Raw genomic sequence first — 23643 nt, forward strand, 5'->3', positions numbered from 1 at the left:
CGCCGGGCGCTCCCAGGCGCGTGTGGTTGCATGAGGCCATGAGCACAGCACAACGACCGCCGGAGACGGAGGCGTCCGGGATCGTCCGGTGGGACCTCGCGGCCTCCGCCGCCGCCCGGCTCACCCCGCCGGGGCCGAAGATGTCCGCCCGGGCCATGCAGGCGGCCGTGGCCTCCATGCGCCGCCACGCCGAGGCGTCCGTGGACCACGTCCACCGGATCACCGGCCTCGAGGCCGCGCGGGACCTGCGGGACTCCACCGTGCTGGTCGTGGACCGCGCGGGGTGGTCGAAGGCCAACGCCCAGGCCTTCCAGGTGCTCATGGAACCGGCCGTGGAGGCCCTGCGCCGGCGCCGCCCGGAGCAGTTCGGCGCGGCCGCCACCGCGCTCGGCGGCACGGCCACCGCCATGGAGATGGCCGCGGTGCTCGGCTTCCTGTCCGCGAAGGTCCTGGGCCAGTACGACCCGTACGCCGGGCTGGTCTCCGCCGTGGCCGCGCAGCGGCACCCTGGCGGGCGGCTGATGCTCGTCGCGCCCAACATCCTCACGGTCGAGCGGGAGCTCAACGTCGAGCCGGAGGACTTCCGGCTGTGGGTCTGCCTGCACGAGCAGACCCACCGCGTCCAGTTCGCCGCGGCCCCGTGGCTGCGCGAGCACATGGTCGAGCAGATCAACGAGCTCGCCGACTCCCTCATGGGTCACGCCGAGACCCTCGGGGCACGGCTCACGGAAGCGGTCCGCTCCCTGCCCGGGCGCGGCTCGGGGGCGGCGGAGCCGAAGGCCTCCCTCGGCGTGGTGGGTCTACTCCTGGGGCGGCGGGAGCGGGAGGTGCTCTCCCACCTCACGGCCGTGATGAGCCTGCTCGAGGGGCACGCCAACTTCGTGATGGACGGGGTGGACGCCTCCGTGGTGCCCTCCGTGAAGACGATCCGGCGGCGCTTCGAGCGGCGCTCCGAGCTGCAGGGCAGCCTCGACCGCTTCGTCCGGCGCCTGCTCGGCATGGACGCGAAGATGCGCCAGTACAGCGACGGCCAGCGGTTCGTCTCCACTGTGGTGGGGGCCGTGGGGCTGGACCGGTTCAACCGGATCTGGGAAGCCTCGGAGCACCTGCCCACGGAGGCCGAGATCCACGCCCCCGAGCGCTGGATCGAGCGCGTCCTGGGCCCGGAGACACCGCCCCGCCGGGCGGTTCCGGCCCCGGAGCCGCCAGGAATGTGCTAGGCACCACGCACCCCCGTTTGACATGCAGATTCATGGACATCATGGCCGGAGCACCCGGTCGCACCGTCCTCGTTCACAGCGCGACACGCGGTAGGCCGGATCACCTTTGTGTGACAAAATCTTTACGTGAGCACAGAAAATATCGAACAGCAGGTCAAGCTGTACGGCCAGCCCCTATCGGAGCGCTTCGGCACGGTCGTCCAGGCCTACGGCATCACGCAGCGGCGGTTGGCCGAGGTCCTCGGCCTCTCCGCCCCCATGCTGTCGCAGCTCAACAGTGGCCGTCGGATCAAGATCGGCAACCCGGCGGTCTACGAACGCCTGGTGATGCTGGAGCAGCGCATCGGCACCCCGGACATCGAGGAGACCTTGTCCGCGGTCGAGGCCTCGCAGCCCGTGCTGTCCACCACGCAGATCCAGGCGGGCATCCACAGCGAGACCAACGCCGTGGCTGCCCTCGCGCACGTGGTCCCGCGGCAGGAGCTCGAGGCAGCCCTGGACCTTCTCGGCGAGACGGCCCCGACCCTCGCCAAGGTCGTGCGCCTCGCCGTGCGGGAGTCGCAGAACCAGCAGGCCGCGAGCGACCGCGAGGACGCCCGCCGGTGACCCAGTTCGCCCGCCGCGGCCGACTGTCCCCGGACGTCGCCGCGGGGCGGCGCCGCGTGCTCGACTCCGTCCGGCAGCACGTCCCCCGGGCCTCCTCGGAGCCCCCGCTCGTGCTGGTCGCCTGCAGCGGCGGGACCGACTCCCTCGCGCTGGCCGCCGTCGCCGCCCACTTCGCCCGACGCGGCACGCTCCGCGTGGGTGCCGTGGTGGTCGACCACGGCCTGCAGGAGGACTCCGCGGCCGTCGCGGCCCGCGCCGCCCGCACGCTCGAGCAGACCGGGCTGGCGCCCGTCGTCGTCACCGCCGTGGCCGTGCGCCGCGACACGGGCGGACCCGAGATGGCGGCCCGCACCGCCCGCTACGCGGGCATCGCGGAGGTCGTGGGGCGCACGGGCGCCGACGCCGTCCTGCTCGGGCACACCCTGGACGACCAGGCCGAGTCCGTCCTGCTGGGCCTCGCCCGCGGCTCCGGTACGCGCTCGCTGGCCGGGATGCCGCCCGTGCGCGAGCTCGACGGCGTCACCTATCTCCGCCCGTTCCTCGACCTCTCCCGCGCGCAGACCCTGCAGATCTGCGCCGCCGAGCAGCTCGAGCCCTGGCACGACCCCACGAACCGGGACACCACCCTGATGCGCTCCCGGGTCCGCCACCGCGTGCTCCCGCTGCTCGAGGACGAGCTCGGACCCGGTCTGGCCCCGGCCCTGGCGCGGTCCGCGGCGATCCTCGGCCCGGACGCGGACTATCTCGAGGGCGCCGCGGGGGAGCTGCTCGAGCGCGCCCGCGCCGCCGCCCCGGAGCTGCCCGGCTCGCTGGTCCTCGACCTCGCCACGGTGCGGGCGGCGCACCCCGCGCTGCGCCGCCGGGCCCTGTCGGCGGCCGTGGTCGCCGCCGGCGGGCAGACCCCGGCCTACGAGCGGCTCGGCGCGCTGGACGAGTTCGCCGGGGGGCACGGCGCCGCGGGGCCCGTGCAGATGGCGGGTAAGGTGTCCGTGTGGCGCCGCCGCCCGCCGGCGGGCACCCGTGGGCCGGGGCACCTGGAGCTCGTCCGCCCGCGGCCCGCGTGCGCCACCCGACCCGCATCCGCATCACCCGAGGAGCGCCGTGAAGGCTGAGGACGTCCAGGGGGATCTCACCGAGGTCCTGTACACCAAGGAAGAGATCGACACGAGGATCGCCGAGCTGGCGGCGGCCGTGGACGCCGACTACCGGGGCCGGGACGTCCTGCTCGTGGGCGTGCTCAAGGGCGCGGTGATGGTCATGGCCGACCTGTGCCGGGCGCTCCAGGGCCAGTACCCCATGGACTGGATGGCCGTGTCCTCCTACGGCTCCGGGACCAAGTCCTCGGGCGTGGTCCGCATCCTGAAGGACCTCGACACGGACCTCACGGGGCGGGACGTGCTCATCGTCGAAGACATCATCGACTCGGGCCTGACCCTGTCCTGGCTGCGCGCCAACCTCGAGTCCCGCGGCACGGCCTCGGTGGAGATCTGCGCCCTGCTGCGCAAGCCGGAGGCGGCCAAGACTGCCATCGAGGTCAAGTACGTGGGCTGGGACATCCCGAACGAGTTCGTGGTGGGCTACGGGCTCGACTACGCCGAGAAGTACCGCAACCTCGACTGCATCGCCACCCTGGCGCCCCACGTCTACGAGTGAGCCGACGCGCCGCCCGGGCGCTGCCCGGGCGGCTGTCCGCTGACAGGGAACTCCCGGCCCGTCCGGGGCCGGACCCGGATCCCGGGCTGTACATTGTAGGTCTGCGTCCCCTGGACCCCCGGCCCTGGGCGGGCCCGGGCTCGAGGGGGCCCGGACAACCATCCACGGGAGGATCAGCGGCTTGGCCACGGCGAAAAAACCCAACAACTTCTTCAGAGGACCCTGGTTCTGGGTCCTGCTGGCCGCTCTGATCCTCTTCCCGCTGGTGGGCACGCTCACCACGGGCTCCTCCGGGCGCGTGGACACCAACGTCGGGCTGCAGCTGCTCCGGGACGGCCAGGTCTCCGAGGCCAAGATCTACGACGGCCAGCAGAAGGTCGAGCTCCAGCTGGAGGAGGACCTCTCCCTCGACGGCCGGGACCTCGGGCGCAGCGTGGAGTTCTACTACGTCACGCCGCGCGGGGAAGAGGTCGTCGACGCGATGAACGCGGCGGACCTCGAGGGGTTCACGGACCAGCCCGTCGAGTCGAACTGGTTCACGAACCTGCTCGGGTTCATGCTGCCGTTCCTGATCATCCTGGCCATCTTCTGGTTCGTGTTCTCCCGCATGCAGGGCGGCGGGTCCCAGGTCATGCGCTTCGGCCGCTCGCGGGCCAAGATGTTCGACAAGGACAACCCCACGGTGACCTTCGCCGACGTCGCCGGCGCGGACGAGGCCGTGCAGGAGCTCGACGAGATCAAGCAGTTCCTGGTGGAGCGCGAGCGCTTCACCGCCCTCGGCGCGAAGGTGCCCAAGGGAGTGCTGCTCTACGGCCCGCCCGGCACCGGCAAGACCCTGCTCGCGCGGGCGGTGGCCGGCGAGGCCGGCGTGCCCTTCTTCTCGATCTCCGGCTCCGACTTCGTGGAGATGTTCGTGGGCGTGGGCGCCTCCCGTGTGCGCGACCTGTTCCAGCAGGCGAAGGACAACGCCCCCGCGATCATCTTCGTGGACGAGATCGACGCCGTGGGCCGCCAGCGCGGCGCCGGCATGGGCGGCGGCAACGACGAGCGCGAGCAGACCCTCAACCAGCTGCTGGTCGAGATGGACGGCTTCGACGCCACCACCAACGTCATCCTGATCGCCGCCACCAACCGCCCGGACGTCCTGGACCCGGCGCTGCTGCGCCCGGGCCGCTTCGACCGGCAGATCGGCGTGGAGGCCCCCGACATGAAGGGCCGCCTGCAGATCCTCCGGGTGCACTCCCAGGGCAAGCCGCTCGCGGACAACGTGGACCTCGCCGCCGTGGCCAAGCGCACCCCCGGCTTCACGGGCGCGGAGCTCGCCAACGTGATGAACGAGGCGGCGCTGCTGACCGCCCGCTCCCACGCCCAGCTCATCGACGACCGCGCCGTGGACGAGGCGATCGACCGGGTCATCGCCGGCCCGCAGAAGCGCAGCCGGATCATGAAGGAACTCGAGCGCAAGGTCACCGCGTACCACGAGGGCGGGCACGCGCTCGTGGCCGCCGCCCTGCGCAACACGGACCCGGTCACGAAGATCACCATCCTGCCCCGCGGCCGGGCCCTGGGCTACACCATGGTCATGCCCATGGACGACAAGTACTCCACCACCCGCAACGAGCTGCTCGACCAGATGGCCTACGCCATGGGCGGGCGCGCGGCGGAGGAGATCGTGTTCCGCGACCCGTCCACCGGCGCGTCCAACGACATCCAGAAGGCCACCGACACGGCTCGAAAGATGGTCACCCAGTACGGCATGAGCGCCCGCGTGGGCTCGATCAAGCTGGGCGGGGACAGCTCCGAGCCGTTCCTCGGCCGGGACGCCGCCGGCTCGGGCCGGGAGTACTCCGAGCGCACCGCCGCGATCGTGGACGAGGAGGTGCGGGCCCTGCTCGAGCAGGCCCACGACGAGGCGCACGCGATCCTCATGGACAACCGACCCGTCCTCGACCGGCTCGCCCTCGAGCTGCTCGAGAAGGAGACGCTCAACGAGGCGCAGATCGCGGACATCTTCCACGACATCCGCCAGCGGGACCTGCGGCCCGTGTGGCTGTCCAAGGACACCCGGCCGCTCTCCGAGGACCCGCCCGTGGTCACGCAGGCCGAGCGCGAGGAGGCGCGGCGGGTCCACGCCCAGGACCCCGCGACACTGGCCCCGCAGGACCAGGCGGCCGCCGCGAAGCCGGAGCACCCCCTCGAGGTCCCGGAGCGCGGGCACTCGGTGCCGCCGGCGGAGGCGGCGGGCTCCTCGAGCACCGCCGGGACCACCCCGGGACCCGGCTCGGACTGAGCCGGGCCTAGGATGGAGCGACAGCCGGTCGCGTCCGCCGAGTCCCGTTCCGACCGGCAGACCCGGCCGAGCCGGCAGATCCCGAAGGAGGGCGCGTTGCCCCACGAGGCCCGCACCACGCACACGAACGCGCACGACCCGAGCGCGGAGGCGTTCGCCCCGCCGTACCCCGACCCCGCCCCCGCGCTGGAGGCCGGCGCCGGAGCGGTGGACCAGCCACGGGTCGCGGCGGCCGTGCGGGAGATGCTGCTGGCCATCGGCGAGGACCCCGACCGGGACGGCCTGCAGGGCACGCCGGGGCGGGTCGCCCGGGCGTACGCGGAGATGTTCGCGGGTCTGCACCAGGACCCCGCTGAGGTGCTCGGGACGACCTTCGACATCGGGCACTCCGAGATGGTCCTCGTCAAGGACATCCCCTTCTACTCGACCTGCGAGCACCACCTCGTGCCGTTCCACGGCCACGCCCACGTGGGCTACATCCCCGGCCACGACGGGATGGTCACCGGGCTGAGCAAGCTCGCCCGCCTCGTGGACCTCTTCGCCCGCCGCCCGCAGGTCCAGGAGCGGCTGACCACCCAGGTGGTGGAGGCGATCGTGGAGCACCTCGCCCCGGCCGGAGTGATCGTGGTGGTCGAGTGCGAGCACCTGTGCATGTCCATGCGGGGGGTGCGCAAGCCCGGGGCGAAGACCGTGACCTCGGCCGTGCGCGGTCAGCTGCGCGAGCCCGCCACCCGCGCCGAGGCGATGAGCCTCATCCTGGGGCGCTGAGCACGTGACTGCTCCCCGCCGCACCGACCCCGCGCACCAGCCCTCCGGATGGGGCTCCTTCGAGGACCTGCCCACCGGGCGCACGCTGGTCATGGGCATCCTCAACGTCACCCCCGACTCCTTCAGCGACGGCGGCGAGCACGCCGGGCACGAGGCCGCGATCGCGCACGGGCTGCGCATGCTGGCCGAGGGCGCCGACATCGTGGACGTCGGGGGCGAGTCCACCCGGCCCGGCTCCGAGCGGATCGCCCCCGCCGAGGAGCGGCGCCGGATCCTGCCCGTGGTCGAGGCGCTCGCCGCCACGGGGGCGGTGCTCAGCGTCGACACGCTCCACGCCGCGACCGCCGAGGCCGTCCTGGACGCCGGGGCGCACATCGTCAACGACGTCTCGGGGCTGGGCGCGACCCAGGAGATGATCGACCTGGTCGCCGAGCGGCAGGCGCCCTACGTCCTCATGCACGCCCGGGGCCTGCCCGACGTGCAGGACTCCCAGGCCGTCTACGACGACGTCGCCGGGGAGGTGCTCGGCGAGCTCGATGCGCTGAGGGAGCGCTGCCTGACCGCCGGCCTGGCCCCCGAGAAGCTGGTCCTGGACCCCGGGCTGGGCTTCGACAAGCGCGGGGCGCAGAACTGGGAGCTGCTCCGGGCGCTGCCGCGCTTCACGGCCACCGGCCACAAGGTGCTCGTGGCGGCGTCCCGCAAGCGCTTCCTCGGCGCCCTGCTCGAGCAGGACGGCGTCCCGCGCCCGGCGGCCGGGCGGGACGCGGCGACGGCCGCGGTCAGCGCGCTGTCCGCCCACGCGGGCGCGTGGTGCGTGCGCGTCCACGCCGTGCGCCCGAGCGTCGACGCCGTGGCCGCCGCGCACGCCTGGCGCGGCGTGGAGCCGGCCCTGCTGCGTCCCGGCGCGGAGGCCGGCGTGCTGCCGGCGGCGTCCCCCGGAGCGGCCCGGTGAACCGGGTGCCGCGCGAGGACGCGGACGCCGCCCGCATGCGCGCCGGGGACCGGGCCGGCCGCCACCACGTCCCGGTGCCCACCGCGCAGCCCTCCGACCGCCGGGACCGGATCAACCTGCTGGGCATCGGCGCGGTGGGATACCACGGAGTCTTCGACCAGGAGAAGCGCAGCGGGCAGCCCTTCTTCGTGGACCTGGTCATGTACCTGGACCTGGCCGCGGCGGGGGCCACCGACGACGTCGCCCTGACCGCCCACTACGGCGAGGTCGCCGAGGAGGTGCGGGACATCGTCATCGGCCCCAGCGTCAACCTCCTCGAGACCCTCGCCGACCAGGTCGCCCGGCGGCTGCTCGAGCGCTTCCCCCTCGAGGCGGTGGAGGTCACCGTGCACAAGCCCAAGGCGCCCATCGAGGTGACGTTCTCGGACGTGTCCGTCACGATCTACCGGGAGCGCTGACATGGGCACCCGGGCCGTCCTCGCCCTCGGCGCCAACCTCGGCGACCGGGAGGCCACCCTGCGCCGCGCCGCCCGCGACCTGGCCGCCCACCCGCGGATCACGCTGACCCGGGCGTCGCCCATCGTGCGCTCCAAGCCGGTCGGCGGACCGGCCGGTCAGGGGGACTACCTCAACGCCGTCGTCGAGGTGGAGACCGACCTGAGCCCCTTCGGGCTGCTCCGCGCGTGCCAGGAGGTCGAGGAGCGCCACCACCGGACCCGGACCCAGCGCTGGGGCCCGCGCACCCTCGACGTCGACATCATCGTCTACGGGGCCCTGCGCCTGGACGAGCCGGACCTCACCGTGCCCCACCTGCGCGCCGGCACCCGTGCGTTCGTGCTCGTGCCCTGGGCCCTGATGGATCCGGGCGCGACGCTCGAGGGGCGCAGCGTCGCCGAGCTGGCCCGCCGCGCGGCGGACCTCGGCGGCCTGGGGCCGGACACGACCCCGCTGCTGACCGAGGACCCCGCCCCCGGCGGGGACGGGGACTGAGGGGGAGCCGCCGTGCACGTGCTCACCGTCCCGGCGCTGCTGATGTGCGCCGCCGCCGCCGGCGCCGTCGGCTGGACCGCCAACCGGCTGTCCACGGGGGCGGGCGGGCCGCTGCTGATCCTGCCGTGGGCCTCGCTCGCCGCCCTCGCCGCCGTGGCCGCCGCCCTGCTGGTGCTGGGCCTGCGGGTCAAGCGCCACCAGGACGGGGCGCACCCGGAGCGCTTCGACCCGCTCGTCGCGGCCCGCACCGCGGCCGGCGCCCAGGCTGTGGCCTGGGCGGGGGCGATGCTGACCGGCTGGCACGCCGCCGTCGCCGTCGAGCAGCTCTCCCTCGTGTCCGTGCGCTCCGACCAGGGCCCGCTGTGGGCGAGCCTGGTGCACGCCGGGGCCGGGCTCGTGCTCGTCGTGGTGGGCTGGATCGTGGAGGGCTTCTGCAAACTGCCGCCGGACGATCCCGACGCGGAGGAGGGCGCCGAGTACCGTAGGGGACGGCACCAGGAGCTCCCCGAGGAAGGTGGTTATGCCCGAGAGATCCGCCCACGAACCCGTCGGCGGCCCCGTGGCCGGGACGCCCGGTGACCGGGTGCCCCTGAGCAACCCCGCGATCGACCCCGAGGGTCTGGCCTGGACCCGGGTCTCCCCCCGGCACCTCACCGTGGTGGTGCTCTCCACCCTCCTCAGCACCCTGTTCTGGTTCGCGGCCCTGGGCTGGCCGGCGGTGCTCGCGGCCACGGGCGTCTGGCCCGGCGCCCCCCTCGGCCTGCTGCTGCTGCTGCCGCCCGCGGCCGTCCTGGCGGCCGGCCTGCTGTCCGTGCTCCTCGCCCCGCGGCGGGTCCGGGCGATCGGCTACGCCGAGCGCGGCGAGGACCTGCTGGTGCGGCGCGGCCTGCTCTACCAGCGGGTCACCGTCATCCCCTACGGGCGGATGCAGTACGTGGACGTGTCGGTCTCCCCGCTGCAGCGCAGCTTCGGCCTGGCCACCGTGAAGCTGCACACCGCCGCCGTGGGCAGCCACGCCGAGATCCCCGGGGTGGCGCACGCCGAGGCGTCCCGGCTGCGCGAGCGGCTCACCGCGCGCGGCGAGGCCCTCCTGGCGGGCCTGTGAGCGCTGGGCCCGCCCCCGCGGCGGCTCCGCAGTGGCACCGTGTCCACCCGCTGACCCCGGTGGTCAAGGGGTGGCTCGCGATGCTCGTGATCGCCGGCGCCATCGTCAACATCCTCCTCGACGACTTTCTCAACGCCTATCTCGGCCGCGGGGAGGCCGTGCCGCCCCAGGACTTCGACCCCGCCCGGATGGGCGCCGCCTTCTGGTGGGTGCTGGCCGGGCTCGTGGCGGTCGTGCTCCTCGTGTTCGCCGCGGCCGTGCTGGTCTCGTGGTGGTTCACCCGCTACCAGGTGACCCCGGAGCACGTGCGGATCCGCTCCGGGGTGCTCTTCCGGCAGGAGCGCCAGGCCCGGCTGGACCGGGTGCAGGCCATCGACATCCACCGCCCCTTCCTGCCCCGGCTGCTGGGGCTGGCCGAACTGAAGTTCGAGGTGGCCGACGCCGGGCAGTCCGCGGTGTCCCTGTCCTACCTCACCCACCCCCAGGCCCGCGTGCTGCGCGGGGAGCTGCTGGGCCGGCTCGGCCTGGCCGCCGCGGGCCCCTCCGCCCCGGCGTCCGGCGGGGCGGAGGGCGCGCCCGTGCGGCGGCCGGCGCCCTGGGCGGTGACCGGGGACCAGGAGCGGCCGGTGCTCGGGGTGCCGGTGCCGCGGCTGATCGGCTCCGTGCTCGCCTCGGGCTCCGCCGTCGCCCTCGCCGTGCTGCTGGCCGCCGCGCCGGTCGCCCTGCTGGTGGACCCCCGGACCGGGCCGGCGATGCTCGCGGCCTGGCTGCCCGGGCTGATCAGCTTCGGGGCCGTCTCCTACCGCAGGGTCGAGCAGGGCTACCACTTCCGGCTGCTGCGCGTCCCCGAGGGCATGCGCGTGCGCTACGGCCTGTTCAGCGTCCGCTCCCAGACCGTCCCGGCGGGTCGGATCCAGGCGGTGGGCGTGGACCAGCCGCTGCTCTGGCGGCCCTTCGGCTGGTACCGGGTGCGGGTCAACGTGGCCGGATACGGTCCCGCGGCGGGGGAGAGCGACGCCATGCGCTCCACCCTGCTGCCCGTCGGCACCCTGCCCCAGGTGCACCGGGTCCTGCACCTCGCGCTGCCCGGCGCCCGCGACGGGGACCTCGCGGCGTTGCTGCGGGAGGGCCTGCACGGCCTGGGCGCGCAGGGCCGGTTCACCACCTCCCCGCGCCGGGCCCGATGGCTCGACCCCCTCGTGCACCGCCGGACGGGCTTCGCCGCGACCGGCGACGTCCTCGCGGTCCGGTCCGGGCGGCTGAGCCGGCGCACCGCCGTGCTGCCCCACGAGAAGACCCAGTCCGTGGCCGTGAGCCAGGGCCCCCTCGAGCGGGCCTTGCGGCTCGCCGGCGTCCACCTGCACACCACTCCGGGCCCCGTGACCGTGGCGGTCCCGCACCTCGACGCCGGGGACGCCCGGGCGCTCGCCGCGGCCCAGGCGGTGCACGCGGCCGGGGCCCGTAGACTGGCCGACGGCCCGAGCCACCCCAGGACCCCCCGGCAGGAGAGCCCATGACCCACCCGTCCGACCGCCCGGGACGCCTCGGTGTCGGGGTCGTCAGCGCCGGGAAGGTGGGCGCCGTCCTGGGCGCCGCCCTGCGCGCCGCCGGCCACGCCGTCGTCGGCGTCAATGCCGTCTCCGAGGCCAGCCGGGACCGGGCCGAGGCCCTCCTGCCCGGCGTGCCCGTCCTCGAGGTCCCGTCCGTGCTCGAGCGCGCCGAGCTCGTGCTGCTCGCCGTGCCCGACGACGAGCTGCCCGGGCTCGTGCAGGGCCTCGCCGACGCCGGGCTGTGGCAGGCCGGCCAGCTCGTGGTGCACACCGCGGGCCGCTGGGGCACCGGCGTTTTGGACCCGGCCCGCCGGCTCGGGTCGATCCCGCTCGCGGTCCACCCGGCCATGACCTTCACGGGCATGAGCCTCGACCTCGCCCGGTTGAGCGACTGTTCGTTCGGGATCACGGCCCCGGCCCCGGTGCTGCCCATCGCCCAGGCCCTGGTGGTCGAGATGGGCGCCGAGCCCGTGGTGGTCGCGGAGGCGGACCGCCCGCTCTACCACGCGGCCCTCGCCCACGGCGCCAACCACCTGATGACCGTCGCCGGGCAGTCCATGCAGGTGCTCCGCGACATCGGGGTGGAGCGCCCCGACCGGATGATCGGACCTCTGCTGCGCGCAACCCTCGACAACGCCCTGGCCGCGGGGGAGTCGGCGCTCACCGGGCCCGTGGCGCGCGGCGACGCGGGGACCGTGGCCGCCCACCGGGACGCCCTGGACGAGTACGCCCACGGCCACGGCGGTGACGACGTCCTCCTGGCCTATCTGGACCTCGCCCGCGTCACCGCCCGCCGGGCCCTGGACCGCGGCCTGCTCGACCGCCCGCGCTACGACGCCGTGCTCGCCGCCCTCGAGCTCACCCACGGAACGGCCGGGACCGACGGCGAGGACACCCTGTGAGCGCCCCCTCCACCGTCCCCCGCGTCTGCCGGGACATCGGGGAGTTCCGGGCCGCCCTCGCCGACCGGCTCGGCGCGGCGCGGGAACGGGCGTCCCCGGGGCAGGCGTCGCTGGGCCTCGTGCCCACCATGGGCGCCCTGCACGAGGGCCACGGCCACCTGGTGCGCCTCGCCCGGCAGGAGAACACCGTGGTTGCGGTCTCGGTCTTCGTCAACCCCCTGCAGTTCGGCCCCGACGAGGACCTCGAGCGTTATCCGCGCGACCTCGAGGCCGACGTCGAGCTGCTCGCCCGGTTCGGGACCGACCTCGTGTTCGCCCCGTCGTCGGCGGAGATGTATCCCGACGGGGAGCCCCTCGTGCGCGTCACCTCCGGCCGGCTCGGCGCCGTGCTCGACGGCGCGAGCCGCCCCGGCCACTTCGACGGGGTCCTGACGGTCGTCAACAAGCTCCTCAACATCACCGCCCCGCCCATGCCGGCCGTGTTCCGGGCGTACTTCGGGGAGAAGGACGCCCAGCAGCTGCTCCTCGTGCGCCGGATGGTCGCCGACTTCGACCTGCCGGTCACCGTCCGGCCCGTGCCCATCGTGCGCGACGTCGACGGGCTGGCCCTGTCCTCCCGGAACCGCTACCTCGACGCCGCGCAGCGGCGGTCCGCGCTCGTGCTCCCGCGCACCCTGCGGGCGCTCGCCGCCGGGCAGCTGGAGCTCGGGGCCGCCCGGCGGCGGATCGACGCCGAGGACGGGGTCCGGCTCGACTACCTCGTCGTCGTCGACCCCCGCACCCTGGCGCCCGTCGAGCCGGCGCCCGGTGCCCTGGCCCTCGTGGCCGCCCACGTGGGCGCCACCCGGCTGATCGACAACCTCGTGCTCTGAGCGCCCGGCCGGGATTTGACCCTCACCGTTATCCTGGACAACTGTGACCAACGCGCAGAACACCTCCCCGACCGCCCAGCACGAGGCCGAGCAGGCCGAGCTCTCGGACCAGATGCAGTTCCGGCTCGCCAAGCGCGCCCGGCTCCTCGAGTCCGGCCGGGAGGCCTATCCCGTGGGCGTGGAGCGCACGCACACCCTCGCCGAGGTCCGGGAGGCCCACGGCCACCTCGAGCCCGGAGAGGAGACCGGGCAGTTCGTCGGTGTGGCGGGGCGCGTGGTCTTCGTGCGCAACACCGGCAAGCTGTGCTTCGCCACCCTCCAGGAGGGGGACGGCACCCGCCTGCAGGTCATGCTCTCCCGCGCCGAGGTGGGGGAGGAGTCCCTGGGGGAGTGGAAGTCCCTCGTGGACCTCGGCGACTTCGTGGCCGTGCACGGCGAGGTGATCGCCTCCCGCCGCGGCGAGCTCTCGGTGATGGCCGACGCCTGGTCCATGGCGTCGAAGGCGATCCGGCCCCTGCCCACGCTGCACAACGAGCTCAACGAGGAGACCCGGGTGCGCCGGCGCTACCTCGACCTCATCGTCCGGCCCGAGGCCCGCGACGTCGTCGTGAAGCGGGCACGGATCATCCAGACGGTGCGCAACGTCCTGGTCGCCCGCGGCTACGTGGAGATCGAGACGCCGATCCTGCAGCTCGTGCACGGCGGCGCCACGGCCCGGCCGTTCGAGACCCACCTCAACGCGTTCGACCAGGACATGACCCTGCGCATCGCCACGGAGCTCTACCTCAAGCGCGCGGTGGTCGGCGGGATCGACCGGGTCTTCGAGATCGGCCGGGTCTTCCGCAACGAGGGCGTCGACTCCTCGCACAGCCCCGAGTTCACCACCCTGGAGGCCTACGAGGCGTACGCCGACCAGTTCACGATGGCCGAGCGGATCAAGGAGATCATCCTCGCGTGCGCCGACGCCCTGGGCGTCGACACCATCGAGACGGAGAAGGGCACGATCGACCTGCGCGGGGAGTGGCGCTGGCTGTCCGTCTACCCCGCCCTGTCCGAGGCCGTGGGGCAGCGGATCACGCCGGGCACGCCTGTGGAGACCCTGCACCGGATCGCCGAGGAGCACGAGGTCCCCGTCGGCCCGCTGTGGGACGCGGAGAAGTACGTGCTCGAGCTGTTCGGCGAGATCGTGGAGCCCACCCTGGTCCAGCCGACCTTCGTGTGCGACTACCCGCCCTCGGCGCAGCCGCTCGCCCGCCAGCACCGCTCCGAGCACGGCCTGATCGAGGCATGGGACCTGATCATCGGCGGGATGGAGCGCGGCACGGCGTTCTCCGAGCTGATCGACCCTGTGGTCCAGCGCGAGCGGCTCACCGAGCAGTCCCACCGGGCCGCGGCCGGCGACGACGAGGCCATGCGGCTGGACGAGGACTTCCTGCGCGCCCTCGAGCACGGCGCCCCGCCCATGGGCGGCCTGGGCCTGGGCCTGGACCGGCTCATCATGCTCTTCACCGACCTGGGGATCCGGGAGACCATCCTGTTTCCCCTCATGAAGCCGGAGCAGGACTGAGGCCGGGCCGCGGCCGTGCCGCGGCGCCTGCCGTCCTCAGCCTCCGCCCAGATCTGCCCGGGAGAATCGCACCCATGGAATACATCGCTGTCCTGCTGCCCTCGATCAGCATCGGCATCATCTTCTGGTTCGTCCTCCGCTGGATCTTCCGCGGCGACCGCACGGAGCGCGCCGTCGAGTCCCGTTCGCAGGAGGACGCCGAGCGCTGGTACGAGGAGCTCAAGCGGCGCGACGGCGAGGACCTGCCGTTCGGCCGGCCGCCGCGCCGCGGCCGCGGGACGGAGCGCTGAGTTCCCGCCTTCTGCTGCCCGGCCTTTCCGATGAATTCGAATTGGCGTCCGGTTTGTCCGCCTTTTCGTGCTGTTGAATTCCGCTTAGGGAATTGTAGGATAAACTCGACGACGCCGGGAGCCCGGGTTCCCGGAGTTCGCCGGAATTCATGATCCGGATCATCCGGTATGACACGGGGGAATCAGCAGCACCCCGGGCCGCGCCGCTCTCGGCGCGGCCCGGGAAAGACGAGCGCCGAAAGGCGGAGGAGAGTTCCAGTTATGGCACAGACCGTGCAGATCATTCTCGAGGACGACCTCGACGGCGGGCCCGCGGAGGAGACCGTGCGCTTCGGCCTCGACGGCGCCCAGTACGAGATCGACCTCTCCGAGGGCAACGCCGCGAAGCTGCGCGAGGCCGTCCGGCCGTTCATCGCCAAGGCGCGGCGCGCCCAGAGCAAGCAGACGCCCAAGCAGGCCCGTCCCACCGGGAAGTCCAACCCGGACACCGCCGCCATCCGGCAGTGGGCCCGGGAGAACGGCCACCCGGTCTCCGACCGCGGCCGTATTCACCAGGACGTGCAGAAGGCGTACTACGACGCCCACAAATAGGAGCGCGCGCTCAGCGCTCCGCACAATAGAGGAGGGACCGGTGCGCCGGTCCCTCCTTTCCTTTTCCGCCCACCGGGAGGGTCCCTATTGACCGCGGACGGCCCCGTGGCCGAATTCCTCCGACATTCTTTTGATGACCTGCGCCTTTGCCGGTGCGGACGCGAACGGCGGCAATTGTCCCGGACCGTTCCGGGGGCCGTCCGCGTCCCGGCCTCCCCGTCTTCTCGCCGGTGGCGAACAGCCGCCCGATCGCCCCCGCAGGTGCGTAGCATCGGGTGCAGACATCGACTGAGGAGTATCCATGTTCGAACGCTTCACCGACCGCGCCCGCCGGGTCGTGGTGCTGGCCCAGGAAGAGGCCAGGATGCTCAACCACAACTACATCGGCACCGAGCACCTGCTGCTCGGCCTGATCCACGAGGGCGAGGGAGTGGCCGCGAAGGCGCTCGACTCGATGGGCATCACCCTCACCGGCGCCCGTGAGCAGGTCCAGGACATCATCGGACCGGGCCAGCAGGCCCCGTCCGGGCACATCCCCTTCACGCCGCGGGCCAAGAAGGTCCTCGAGCTCTCGCTGCGCGAGGCCCTGCAGCTCGGCCACAACTACATCGGCACCGAGCACATCCTGCTGGGCATCATCCGCGCGGGCGAGGGTGTGGCCGCACAGGTGCTGACCAAGCTCGGCGCGGAGCCCCAGAAGGTGCGCTCCACCGTGCTGGAGCTGATCTCGGGCTACCAGGGCGGGGGCACCCCCGAGAAGGAGGGCGCCGGCGTGCGCTCGGCCGGGCAGTCCGAGGGCACGCCGGCGGGCTCGGCCGTGCTGGACCAGTTCGGCCGCAACCTCACCGCGGCCGCCCGCGAGGGCAAGCTGGACCCGGTCATCGGGCGGTTCCGCGAGATGGAGCGGGTCATGCAGATCCTCTCCCGGCGCACCAAGAACAACCCCGTGCTGATCGGCGAGCCCGGCGTGGGCAAGACCGCGGTGGTCGAGGGCCTCGCCCAGGCCATCGTGCGGGGCGACGTCCCGGAGACGCTCAAGGACAAGCACCTCTACACCCTGGACCTCGGGTCCCTCGTGGCGGGCTCCCGCTACCGCGGCGACTTCGAGGAGCGGCTCAAGAAGGTGCTCAAGGAGATCCGCACCCGCGGGGACATCATCCTGTTCATCGACGAGATCCACACCCTCGTGGGCGCTGGTGCGGCCGAGGGCGCGATCGACGCCGCCTCGATCCTGAAGCCCATGCTCGCCCGGGGCGAGCTGCAGACGATCGGCGCCACGACCCTCGACGAGTACCGCAAGCACATCGAGAAGGACGCGGCCCTCGAGCGCCGCTTCCAGCCGATCCAGGTGGACGAGCCCTCCGAGGCGCACGCCGTGGAGATCCTCAAGGGCCTGCGCGACAAGTACGAGGCGCACCACCGGGTCTCGATCTCCGACGACGCCCTCGAGGCGGCGGTCCACCTCGGCGCCCGGTACATCTCCGACCGGTTCCTGCCGGACAAGGCGATCGACCTGATCGACGAGGCCGGCGCGCGCCTGCGCATCAAGCGGATGACCGCTCCGCCGGAGATCAAGGAGCTCGACGACCGCATCGTCGAGGTCAAGCGGCTCAAGGAAGCCGCGATCGACGGCCAGGACTACGAGAAGGCCGCCTCGCTGCGCGACACGGAGCAGAAGCTCATCGCCGAGCGGGACGACAAGGACCGTGCCTGGCGCGAGGGCGGCGACGAGCTCGCCGAGGTGACCCCCGAGGTCATCTCCGACGTCCTCTCCGCCTCCACGGGCGTGCCCGTCTACAAGCTCACCGAGGAGGAGACGGGCCGTCTCCTGCACATGGAGGACGAGCTGCACAAGCGCATCATCGGCCAGGACGACGCCATCAAGGCGCTCTCCCGGTCGATGCGCCGCACCCGCGCGGGCCTGAAGGACCCCAAGCGGCCGGGCGGGTCGTTCATCTTCGCCGGACCCACCGGCGTGGGCAAGACCGAGCTCGCGAAGGCGCTGGCGGAGTTCCTGTTCGGGGACGAGGACGCCCTCATCACCCTGGACATGTCCGAGTACCAGGAGAAGCACACCGTCTCCCGGCTCTTCGGCGCCCCTCCGGGCTACGTGGGCTACGAGGAGGGCGGCCAGCTCACCGAGAAGGTGCGCCGCAAGCCGTTCTCGGTGGTGCTCTTCGACGAGGTCGAGAAGGCGCACCAGGACCTGTTCAACTCGCTGCTGCAGATCCTCGAGGACGGTCGCCTGACCGACTCGCAGGGCCGCGTGGTGGACTTCAAGAACACCGTGATCATCATGACCACGAACCTGGGCACCAAGGACATCTCCCGTGCCGTCCCCGTCGGGTTCCAGACCGGCGTGGACCCGGCGTCCAACTACGAGCGCATGCAGGCGAAGGTCCAGGACGAGCTCAAGGAGCACTTCCGGCCCGAGTTCCTCAACCGCGTGGACGAGATCATCGTCTTCCCGCAGCTCACCGAGACCGAGATCGTGCAGATCGTGGACCTGTTCGTGGCCCGGCTGCAGGAGCGGCTGCGCGACCAGGGGATGTCGATCGAGCTCTCCGACTCCGCGAAGCGGTGGGTCAGCCGCAAGGGCTACGACCCGTCCATGGGGGCCCGCCCGCTGCGTCGCACCATGCAGCGGGAGATCGAGGACCAGCTCTCCGAGAAGATCCTGTTCGGGGAGATCAGCGCCGGGGAGAAGATTTTCGTGGCCACCGACGGGGAGGGCGACGCCGAGAAGCTGGTCTTCTCGTCCACCCCGATGTCCGACCTCACGGGCGACGGGATGGTGGACCCGATGGGCGGCCTGGAGGACGTCGACGTCTCCCGCGGCGACGGTGAGCACCGCTCCGAGGGCTGAGTCCGGCCGGTGCCCGCCGAGGGGCCCGCCGCGCACCCGCGCTGCGGGCCCCTCGGCGTCCGCCCAAGTGGGGACGGTCGTGGAGGGCAGTTCCACGCGGGCGGCAGAGTTCGCAAGCGTACACTTGGGGGCGTGACCGACCTTCGCCTGCGACCCGCCCGCACCTCCGACGTCCCCGCCATCAAGGACCTCGTGGCCCCGCTGGCGCGCGCCGGGGTGCTGATCAACAAGGACACGGTCGCCTACTACGAGGGCATCCAGGAGTTCCTGGTGGTGGAGGCGGTCGGCGACGAGCAGGCCGGCCTCATCGGCTGCGGCGCCCTGCACGTGATGTGGGAGGACCTGGGCGAGGTCCGCACCCTGGCCGCCTCCGACGAGTGGCGAGGCCGCGGGGTGGGGCGCACGCTGCTGGCCGGGCTGATCGAGCGGGCCCGTGCCGTGGGCGTCTCGCGCGTGTTCTGCCTGACCTTCGAGGTCGACTTCTTCAGCCGGCACGGCTTCGAGGTCATGCCCAACCAGAACCAGGTGCACCCCGACGTGTTCGCCGAGCTGCTGCGCTCGCACGACGAGGGCGTGGCGGAGTACCTCGACCTGGCCCGGGTGAAGCCCAACACTCTCGGCAACACCCGGATGCTGCTCGAGCTCAGCCCGGAAGACTGACCCCGGCCGGTCCTGCGACGGCCAGTCCGTCCCGCACCAGTCCGTCCAGGGCGCGCACGCGCTGCTCCTCCGGGGCGGCCAGCCCGTGCAGCGCGTCCAGGGCCCGCAGGGACTCCGGCGGCAGGCCCGCCCCCGTGGTGACGTCCACGGGCCCCGTGAGGTGGCGCGCGGGCACCGGCGCGGACCCGGACCGCAGCACCGCCATGATGGCCCCGCGGACCTGGCGGTCCGTGCCGTGCCAGCGCTGGCCCCGGGGCGCCTCGACGGGCTCGGGCCGACCCGCGGCGACCCACGCGCACGCGTCCCGCACCGGGCACTGCTCGCACCGGGGGGAGCGGGCTGTGCAGACGAGGGCGCCGAGCTCCATCACCGCCTGGTTCCAGCGCACGGCCAGCGCGTCGTCGGCGGGCATCAGCTCCTCCGCGAGCCGCAGTTCCGCGGCCGTCAGGGACCGTGCCGGCAGGGCCCGTCCGGAGACGACCCGGGCGTGCACGCGGCGGATGTTCGTGTCCACCACGGTCTGCCGGTCCCCGAAGGCGAAGACCGCGATCGCGGCGGCCGTGTAGGCGCCCACGCCGGGCAGGGCCAGCAGCAGCTCGTGCGCGGCCGGCACCCGGCCCCCGTGGTGCTCGGTGATCTCGACGGCGGCCGCGTGCAGCCTCAGCGCCCGGCGCGGATAGCCGAGCCGGCCCCACGCGCGCACGGCCTCCCCGGTGCTCTCGGCCGCGAGGTCCGCGGGCCGCGGCCAGCGCTGCATCCACGCCCGCCACACCGGCAGCACGCGCACCACGGGCGTCTGCTGGAGCATGAACTCGCTGACCATGACCCCCCACGGGGAGCAGGACGGGTCCCGCCACGGCAGGTCCCGGGCGGCGTCGTCAAACCAGTCGGTCACGGCCCGGTGCAGGCCCGGCAGACCGGGGTCCGCGGCGGCGGTCGGGGCAGTGTGCAGGGAGCTCATCGGACTCCACTGTAGCCTGGGAGCATGGCGCAGAAGGGTTCCGGGAGCACCCCCCACGGACGGTCGGGAAACGGTCACGACGACGACGGACGAGCTCCCCGCGACCCCGGATCCCGGCGCGAGAGTCCCGAGGTGTACCGGCGCCGCCGGCTCGTGGCGGCCCTCGCGGCGGGCGTGCTGCTCGTCCTCGTGGCCGTGGGGCTGGTCTCGGCCGTCGCGGGCATGCTGGGGCCCGCGGAGACGGACGGCGTCCCGACCCCGGACGCGGCCACGGCGTCGGCCGCCGCTGCCTCGGTGGAGCCCTTCGCGGACTTCACGCCGCGGCCGGACGAGAGCGCGTCGGCGTCCGGGCCGGCGACCGAGGCCGCCACGGAGGGACCGGTCGAGAAGTGCGGCCCCGACCTCGCCGTGCGGGCGTCCACGGACCGGGAGAGCTACCCCGGGGACGCGGAGCCGGTCCTCGTCCTGACCCTGGAGAACACCGGGGAGCACCCCTGCCGCGTCAACGCGGGCACGTCCCGGATGGTCTACGAGGTGACCTCGGGGGCGGACACGGTCTTCGACAGCAGGCACTGCCAGGCCGGTTCCGAGGACGTGGAGGTGACGCTCGAGCCCGGACAGGAGGAGAGCGCCCGGCTGGTGTGGAACCGCCTGCGCACCGCCGAGGGCTGCGCGGAGGCGGGGGGCGAGGCCCAGGCCGGCTACTACCGCCTGGTGACCTCCCTCGGGGAGCGCACCGCGGAACCCGTGCCGTTCGTGCTGGAGTGAGCGGGCCGTGCGCGGCTCACATGAAGCGTTCGAGCAGGCTGGTCTCGGCCATCCGGGAGAGGGACTCGCGCACCGTACGGGCCCGCTGCTCGCCGATGCCCTCCACGGCCTTGAGGTCCTCGAGGTTGGCGGCCATCAGGGACTGCAGGCCGTCGAACTGGCGCACGAGCCGGTTGGCCACCGCCCGCGGCATCGACTTGATGCCCTCCAGCAGCCGATAGCCGTGCGGGTGCAGGTCCGTCTCGAGGCTGCCCTGCGGCTCGACGAGGCCCACCGACACCGCGATCCGCTGCAGGTCGATGAGTTCCGCGGGGGTCAGCTCGGCCAGACGCCCCAGCCCCTCCTCGATGCCCACCGCGGGGGTGTCGTCGGGCAGGTAGTCGCGCAGCACCACGTCCGGTCCCGGACCGGTGCCCGCCGTGAGCTCCTCGAGCTGCAGGGCGATGAGCCGCCCGTCCACGCCGAGCTCGAGCACGTACCAGCCGATCTCGGACGAGATCCGCCGGACCATCTCCATGCGCTGGAGGGTCAGGGCCACGTCCCGAACCGTCACGGACGCTTCGATCTCGAGCGAGGAGAGGTTGCCGAGCACCTGCTCCATCCGGTGGCTGTAGTGCTCGAGGGTCTGCAGGGCCTGGTTCGCGCGGGCCATGATCGACTGGGAGCCCTCGATGGCGTAGCGAGTCTCGCCCACGTAGATCGTGATGACGCTCATGGACTGGCTCACGGAGATCACCGGCACCCCGGTCTCCTTGGCGGTGCGCTCCGCGGAGCGGTGCCGGGTGCCGGACTCCGTGGTGCCGATCGAGGGGTCGGGCACGAGCTGGACCCCGGCCTTGAGGATGCGGGTGGCGTCCCGGTCGCAGATGATGGCACCGTCCATCTTGGCCAGCTCCCGCAGCTTGGGCGCGGAGCAGTCGGTGTCGATGTCGAAGCCGCCGGAGCAGATGGCCTCGACCGACCGGTCGAAGCCGAGCACCAGCAGTCCGCCCGTGCGCCCGCGCAGGATCCGCTCGAGACCGGTACGCAGCTCGGTGCCGGGCGCGATGCGGGCCAGCGTCTTGCGCAGTGCGTTCTCAGGGGTCTTCGCCACGGTCACATCATACGGCCGCGGCGGTCTGCCGGTTCCGGGCGGGCGCGGCGGCGGACCGGGAGAAGAGCAGCTCCATGGCGTCGCTGATGGTGGTCACCTCCCGGACGGTGAAACCCGCCGGGACCGGGCCCGGACCGGTGGAGCTCGCGGGCACGACCGCGTGCGTGAAGCCCAGCCGGGCGACCTCCTGGATGCGGCGCCCGATGCCCGGGACGGGCCGCACCTCGCCGGCCAGGCCCACCTCTCCGAAGCACACCAGGCGCTGGGGCAGGGGCCGGTCCTGCGCGGCCGAGGCCAGTGCCATGGCCACGGCGAGGTCGGTGGACGGCTCGGTAAGCTTCACGCCGCCGACCGTGGAGACGTAGCAGTCCAGCCCGGCCAGGTTCACGCCGGCGCGCCGCTGCAGGACGGCGAGTAGCATGGCGACCCTCGAGGAGTCCAGGCCGGCCGTGGCCCGCCGGGGCTGGGCGGTGGAGGAGCGGTCCAGCAGCGCCTGCACCTCGGCGAGCAGGGGCCGGCGGCCCTCGAGGGTCACCGTGAGGCACGTGCCGGAGACCGGCAGGGCCGTGCGGGAGACGAACAGGCCCGAGGGGTCCTCCACGCTCGTGATCCCGCTCTCGGTGAGGTCGAAGCAGCCGACCTCGTCCGTGGGGCCGTAGCGGTTCTTCACCGCCCGCAGCAGCCGGATCCGGGAGTGCTTCTCGCCCTCGAACTGGCACACGACGTCCACCAGGTGCTCGAGCAGCCGCGGCCCGGCAATGGAGCCGTCCTTGGTCACGTGGCCCACGAGCAGCGTGGTCATGTTCCGCTTCTTGGCCGCGGCGATCAGGGACGCGGCGACCTCGCGGACCTGCGTCACCCCGCCCGCGGAGCCTTCGACCTCGGCGCTGGCCAGCGTCTGCACGGAGTCGACCACGAGCAGGCGGGGGGAGATCTTCTCGATGTGGCCCAGCGCCGTGGCCAGGTCCGTCTCGGCGGTGAGGTACAGGGTGGGCGCCACGGCGTCGATCCGGTCCGCGCGCAGCTTCACCTGCGCCGCGGACTCCTCGCCCGTGACGTAGAGGACGTCGCGGGTGCCCTCGCCCGTGCCCTCCGCGAAGCGCGCGGCGACGTCGAGCAGCAGCGTCGACTTCCCGACCCCGGGCTCGCCCGCCATCAGCACGACCGCACCGGGGACCAGCCCGCCGCCGAGGACCCGGTCCAGCTCGGGAACCCCGGTGGGCGCTGAGGTCGCCACGGTGGCGTCCACCTGGGCGATGGGGCGGGCGGGCTCGGCGATCGACCGGGCGGCCGTGGTGCGGGCCTTGTGCTCGCCGATCTCCTCGACCGTGCCCCAGGCCTGGCACTCCCCGCACCGGCCCACCCACTTGGCCGTGCTCCAGCCGCACTCGGTGCAGCGGTAGGCGGGGGAGTTGCGGCGGGTTCGGGTGGTCATGGCGTCCAGGCTAGCCGCCGCGTCGGACGGCCCAAGCGCCGCGGCCGGCTCAGCGCAGGTCCAGGAACGCCCGCAGCTCGGCGAAGGCCTCGGGCACCACGGAGTAGTGCGCCCACTTGCCCCGCTGCTCGCGGGTGAGCAGCCCGGCGTCGACGAGCTTCTTCATGTGGTGGCTGACCGTGGGCTGGCTGATGCCGAGGTCGTCGGTGAGGCTGCACACGCACACGGTGTCGCAGCCCTGGGCGGCCACGTGGGAGAGCAGGCGCAGCCGGGTGGGATCGGCCAGGGCCTTGAGCAGGCCCGCCACGCGCTGGGCGTCGTCGGGGCCCATGGGCCCGCCCGAGAGCGAGCAGCACTCCGTGACCGGTGCGCCGGGGGCGCACCGGTCGGCGATCGGCGCGGTGACCGTGCTGTCGAGGTCCGGGACGAGGGTCATCCCCCCATTCTACATTGACGGCTGTCGATGCGACACGTACTGTGCCGGATAGACGCCCGTCGATGCGA

At 73.3% G+C, this 23643-nt stretch carries 24 protein-coding genes; 20 read left to right on the forward strand and 4 right to left on the reverse strand.

All coding sequences use genetic code 11. From position 1 onward, the window contains the following. Positions 1 to 38: 38 nt before the first annotated feature. The 19 genes from ACFYE1_RS05485 (at position 39) to ACFYE1_RS05575 (ending at position 18882) form a co-directional block, all read left to right on the forward strand. Positions 39 to 1220, forward strand: a complete 1182-nt coding sequence (locus ACFYE1_RS05485) for a zinc-dependent metalloprotease (RefSeq protein ID WP_387740800.1) — start codon at positions 39 to 41, stop codon at positions 1218 to 1220. Positions 1221 to 1346: 126 nt separating this feature from the next. Beyond that, positions 1347 to 1826, forward strand: a complete 480-nt coding sequence (locus tag ACFYE1_RS05490; RefSeq protein WP_387740802.1) for a DNA-binding protein — start codon at positions 1347 to 1349, stop codon at positions 1824 to 1826. Next, on the forward strand, positions 1823 to 2938 hold the full coding sequence (gene tilS / locus ACFYE1_RS05495; RefSeq protein WP_387740804.1) for a tRNA lysidine(34) synthetase TilS: 1116 nt from the start codon (positions 1823 to 1825) through the stop codon (positions 2936 to 2938). Before ACFYE1_RS05490 ends, tilS begins: the two co-directional genes overlap by 4 nt. Next, the gene (gene hpt, locus ACFYE1_RS05500) at positions 2928 to 3479 is read left to right on the forward strand and encodes a hypoxanthine phosphoribosyltransferase (RefSeq protein WP_387740806.1); all 552 of its coding nucleotides are present in this window, start codon (positions 2928 to 2930) and stop codon (positions 3477 to 3479) included. The genes tilS and hpt overlap by 11 nt, the downstream gene beginning before the upstream one ends. A 181-nt stretch (positions 3480 to 3660) precedes the next feature. Beyond that, a complete protein-coding gene (gene ftsH / locus ACFYE1_RS05505; protein ID WP_387740808.1) occupies positions 3661 to 5769 on the forward strand; it encodes an ATP-dependent zinc metalloprotease FtsH in 2109 nt (702 codons plus the stop codon). A gap of 12 nt (positions 5770 to 5781) precedes the next feature. After that, on the forward strand, positions 5782 to 6537 hold the full coding sequence (folE, locus tag ACFYE1_RS05510) for a GTP cyclohydrolase I FolE (RefSeq protein ID WP_387740810.1): 756 nt from the start codon (positions 5782 to 5784) through the stop codon (positions 6535 to 6537). 4 nt (positions 6538 to 6541) lie between these two features. Then, positions 6542 to 7489 (forward strand): dihydropteroate synthase, encoded by a 948-nt coding sequence (folP, locus tag ACFYE1_RS05515; RefSeq protein WP_387740812.1) that lies wholly within the window; start codon positions 6542 to 6544, stop codon positions 7487 to 7489. After that, on the forward strand, positions 7486 to 7947 hold the full coding sequence (folB, locus tag ACFYE1_RS05520) for a dihydroneopterin aldolase (RefSeq protein ID WP_387740814.1): 462 nt from the start codon (positions 7486 to 7488) through the stop codon (positions 7945 to 7947). The genes folP and folB overlap by 4 nt, the downstream gene beginning before the upstream one ends. Position 7948: 1 nt before the next feature. After that, positions 7949 to 8479 (forward strand): 2-amino-4-hydroxy-6-hydroxymethyldihydropteridine diphosphokinase, encoded by a 531-nt coding sequence (gene folK / locus ACFYE1_RS05525; RefSeq protein WP_387740816.1) that lies wholly within the window; start codon positions 7949 to 7951, stop codon positions 8477 to 8479. A gap of 12 nt (positions 8480 to 8491) precedes the next feature. Continuing rightward, a complete protein-coding gene (locus ACFYE1_RS05530; RefSeq protein ID WP_387740818.1) occupies positions 8492 to 9058 on the forward strand; it encodes a DUF3180 domain-containing protein in 567 nt (188 codons plus the stop codon). A 10-nt stretch (positions 9059 to 9068) separates the two neighbouring features. After that, positions 9069 to 9584, forward strand: a complete 516-nt coding sequence (locus ACFYE1_RS05535; RefSeq protein WP_387740978.1) for a PH domain-containing protein — start codon at positions 9069 to 9071, stop codon at positions 9582 to 9584. Next, positions 9581 to 11101, forward strand: a complete 1521-nt coding sequence (locus ACFYE1_RS05540; RefSeq protein WP_387740820.1) for a PH domain-containing protein — start codon at positions 9581 to 9583, stop codon at positions 11099 to 11101. Before ACFYE1_RS05535 ends, ACFYE1_RS05540 begins: the two co-directional genes overlap by 4 nt. Further along, the gene (locus tag ACFYE1_RS05545; protein WP_387740822.1) at positions 11098 to 12036 is read left to right on the forward strand and encodes a Rossmann-like and DUF2520 domain-containing protein; all 939 of its coding nucleotides are present in this window, start codon (positions 11098 to 11100) and stop codon (positions 12034 to 12036) included. The genes ACFYE1_RS05540 and ACFYE1_RS05545 overlap by 4 nt, the downstream gene beginning before the upstream one ends. Then, complete coding sequence (gene panC / locus ACFYE1_RS05550; protein ID WP_387740824.1) at positions 12033 to 12908, forward strand: pantoate--beta-alanine ligase; 876 nt, start codon at positions 12033 to 12035, stop codon at positions 12906 to 12908. The genes ACFYE1_RS05545 and panC overlap by 4 nt, the downstream gene beginning before the upstream one ends. Positions 12909 to 12951: 43 nt before the next feature. Next, positions 12952 to 14475 (forward strand): lysine--tRNA ligase, encoded by a 1524-nt coding sequence (gene lysS / locus ACFYE1_RS05555; RefSeq protein WP_387740826.1) that lies wholly within the window; start codon positions 12952 to 12954, stop codon positions 14473 to 14475. Positions 14476 to 14549: 74 nt separating this feature from the next. Further along, the gene (locus ACFYE1_RS05560; RefSeq protein ID WP_387740828.1) at positions 14550 to 14765 is read left to right on the forward strand and encodes a hypothetical protein; all 216 of its coding nucleotides are present in this window, start codon (positions 14550 to 14552) and stop codon (positions 14763 to 14765) included. 261 nt (positions 14766 to 15026) lie between these two features. Beyond that, entirely contained in the window at positions 15027 to 15356 is a 330-nt protein-coding gene (locus ACFYE1_RS05565) for a histone-like nucleoid-structuring protein Lsr2 (protein ID WP_387740830.1), read from the forward strand. 301 nt (positions 15357 to 15657) lie between these two features. Beyond that, positions 15658 to 18222 carry an ATP-dependent Clp protease ATP-binding subunit gene (locus ACFYE1_RS05570; protein WP_387740832.1) on the forward strand — a complete coding sequence of 855 codons (2565 nt, stop codon included), beginning with the start codon at positions 15658 to 15660 and terminating at the stop codon, positions 18220 to 18222. A 132-nt stretch (positions 18223 to 18354) separates the two neighbouring features. Continuing rightward, entirely contained in the window at positions 18355 to 18882 is a 528-nt protein-coding gene (locus tag ACFYE1_RS05575) for an amino-acid N-acetyltransferase (RefSeq protein WP_387740833.1), read from the forward strand. On the opposite strand, the gene ACFYE1_RS05580 is transcribed toward ACFYE1_RS05575, so the two are convergent. Continuing rightward, entirely contained in the window at positions 18866 to 19843 is a 978-nt protein-coding gene (locus ACFYE1_RS05580; protein ID WP_387740835.1) for an A/G-specific adenine glycosylase, read from the reverse strand. The genes ACFYE1_RS05575 and ACFYE1_RS05580 overlap by 17 nt on opposite strands. Before the next feature lie 132 nt (positions 19844 to 19975). Here ACFYE1_RS05580 and ACFYE1_RS05585 point away from each other — a divergent pair, with 132 nt between their 5' ends. After that, positions 19976 to 20611, forward strand: coding sequence for a hypothetical protein (locus ACFYE1_RS05585; RefSeq protein ID WP_387740837.1), 636 nt, complete (start codon positions 19976 to 19978; stop codon positions 20609 to 20611). A 16-nt stretch (positions 20612 to 20627) separates the two neighbouring features. Here ACFYE1_RS05585 and disA read toward each other — a convergent pair whose 3' ends face one another. From disA to ACFYE1_RS05600, 3 genes are read right to left on the reverse strand one after another with little or no spacing between them, the layout of a single operon-like run. Then, entirely contained in the window at positions 20628 to 21704 is a 1077-nt protein-coding gene (gene disA, locus ACFYE1_RS05590; protein WP_387740839.1) for a DNA integrity scanning diadenylate cyclase DisA, read from the reverse strand. Positions 21705 to 21711: 7 nt separating this feature from the next. After that, positions 21712 to 23139, reverse strand: a complete 1428-nt coding sequence (gene radA / locus ACFYE1_RS05595) for a DNA repair protein RadA (protein ID WP_387740841.1) — start codon at positions 23137 to 23139, stop codon at positions 21712 to 21714. 49 nt (positions 23140 to 23188) lie between these two features. After that, entirely contained in the window at positions 23189 to 23575 is a 387-nt protein-coding gene (locus ACFYE1_RS05600; RefSeq protein ID WP_387740843.1) for an ArsR/SmtB family transcription factor, read from the reverse strand. Positions 23576 to 23643: the final 68 nt, after the last annotated feature.

The organism is Kocuria nitroreducens, from assembly GCF_042879195.1.
GTDB lineage: Bacteria > Actinomycetota > Actinomycetes > Actinomycetales > Micrococcaceae > Kocuria > Kocuria nitroreducens.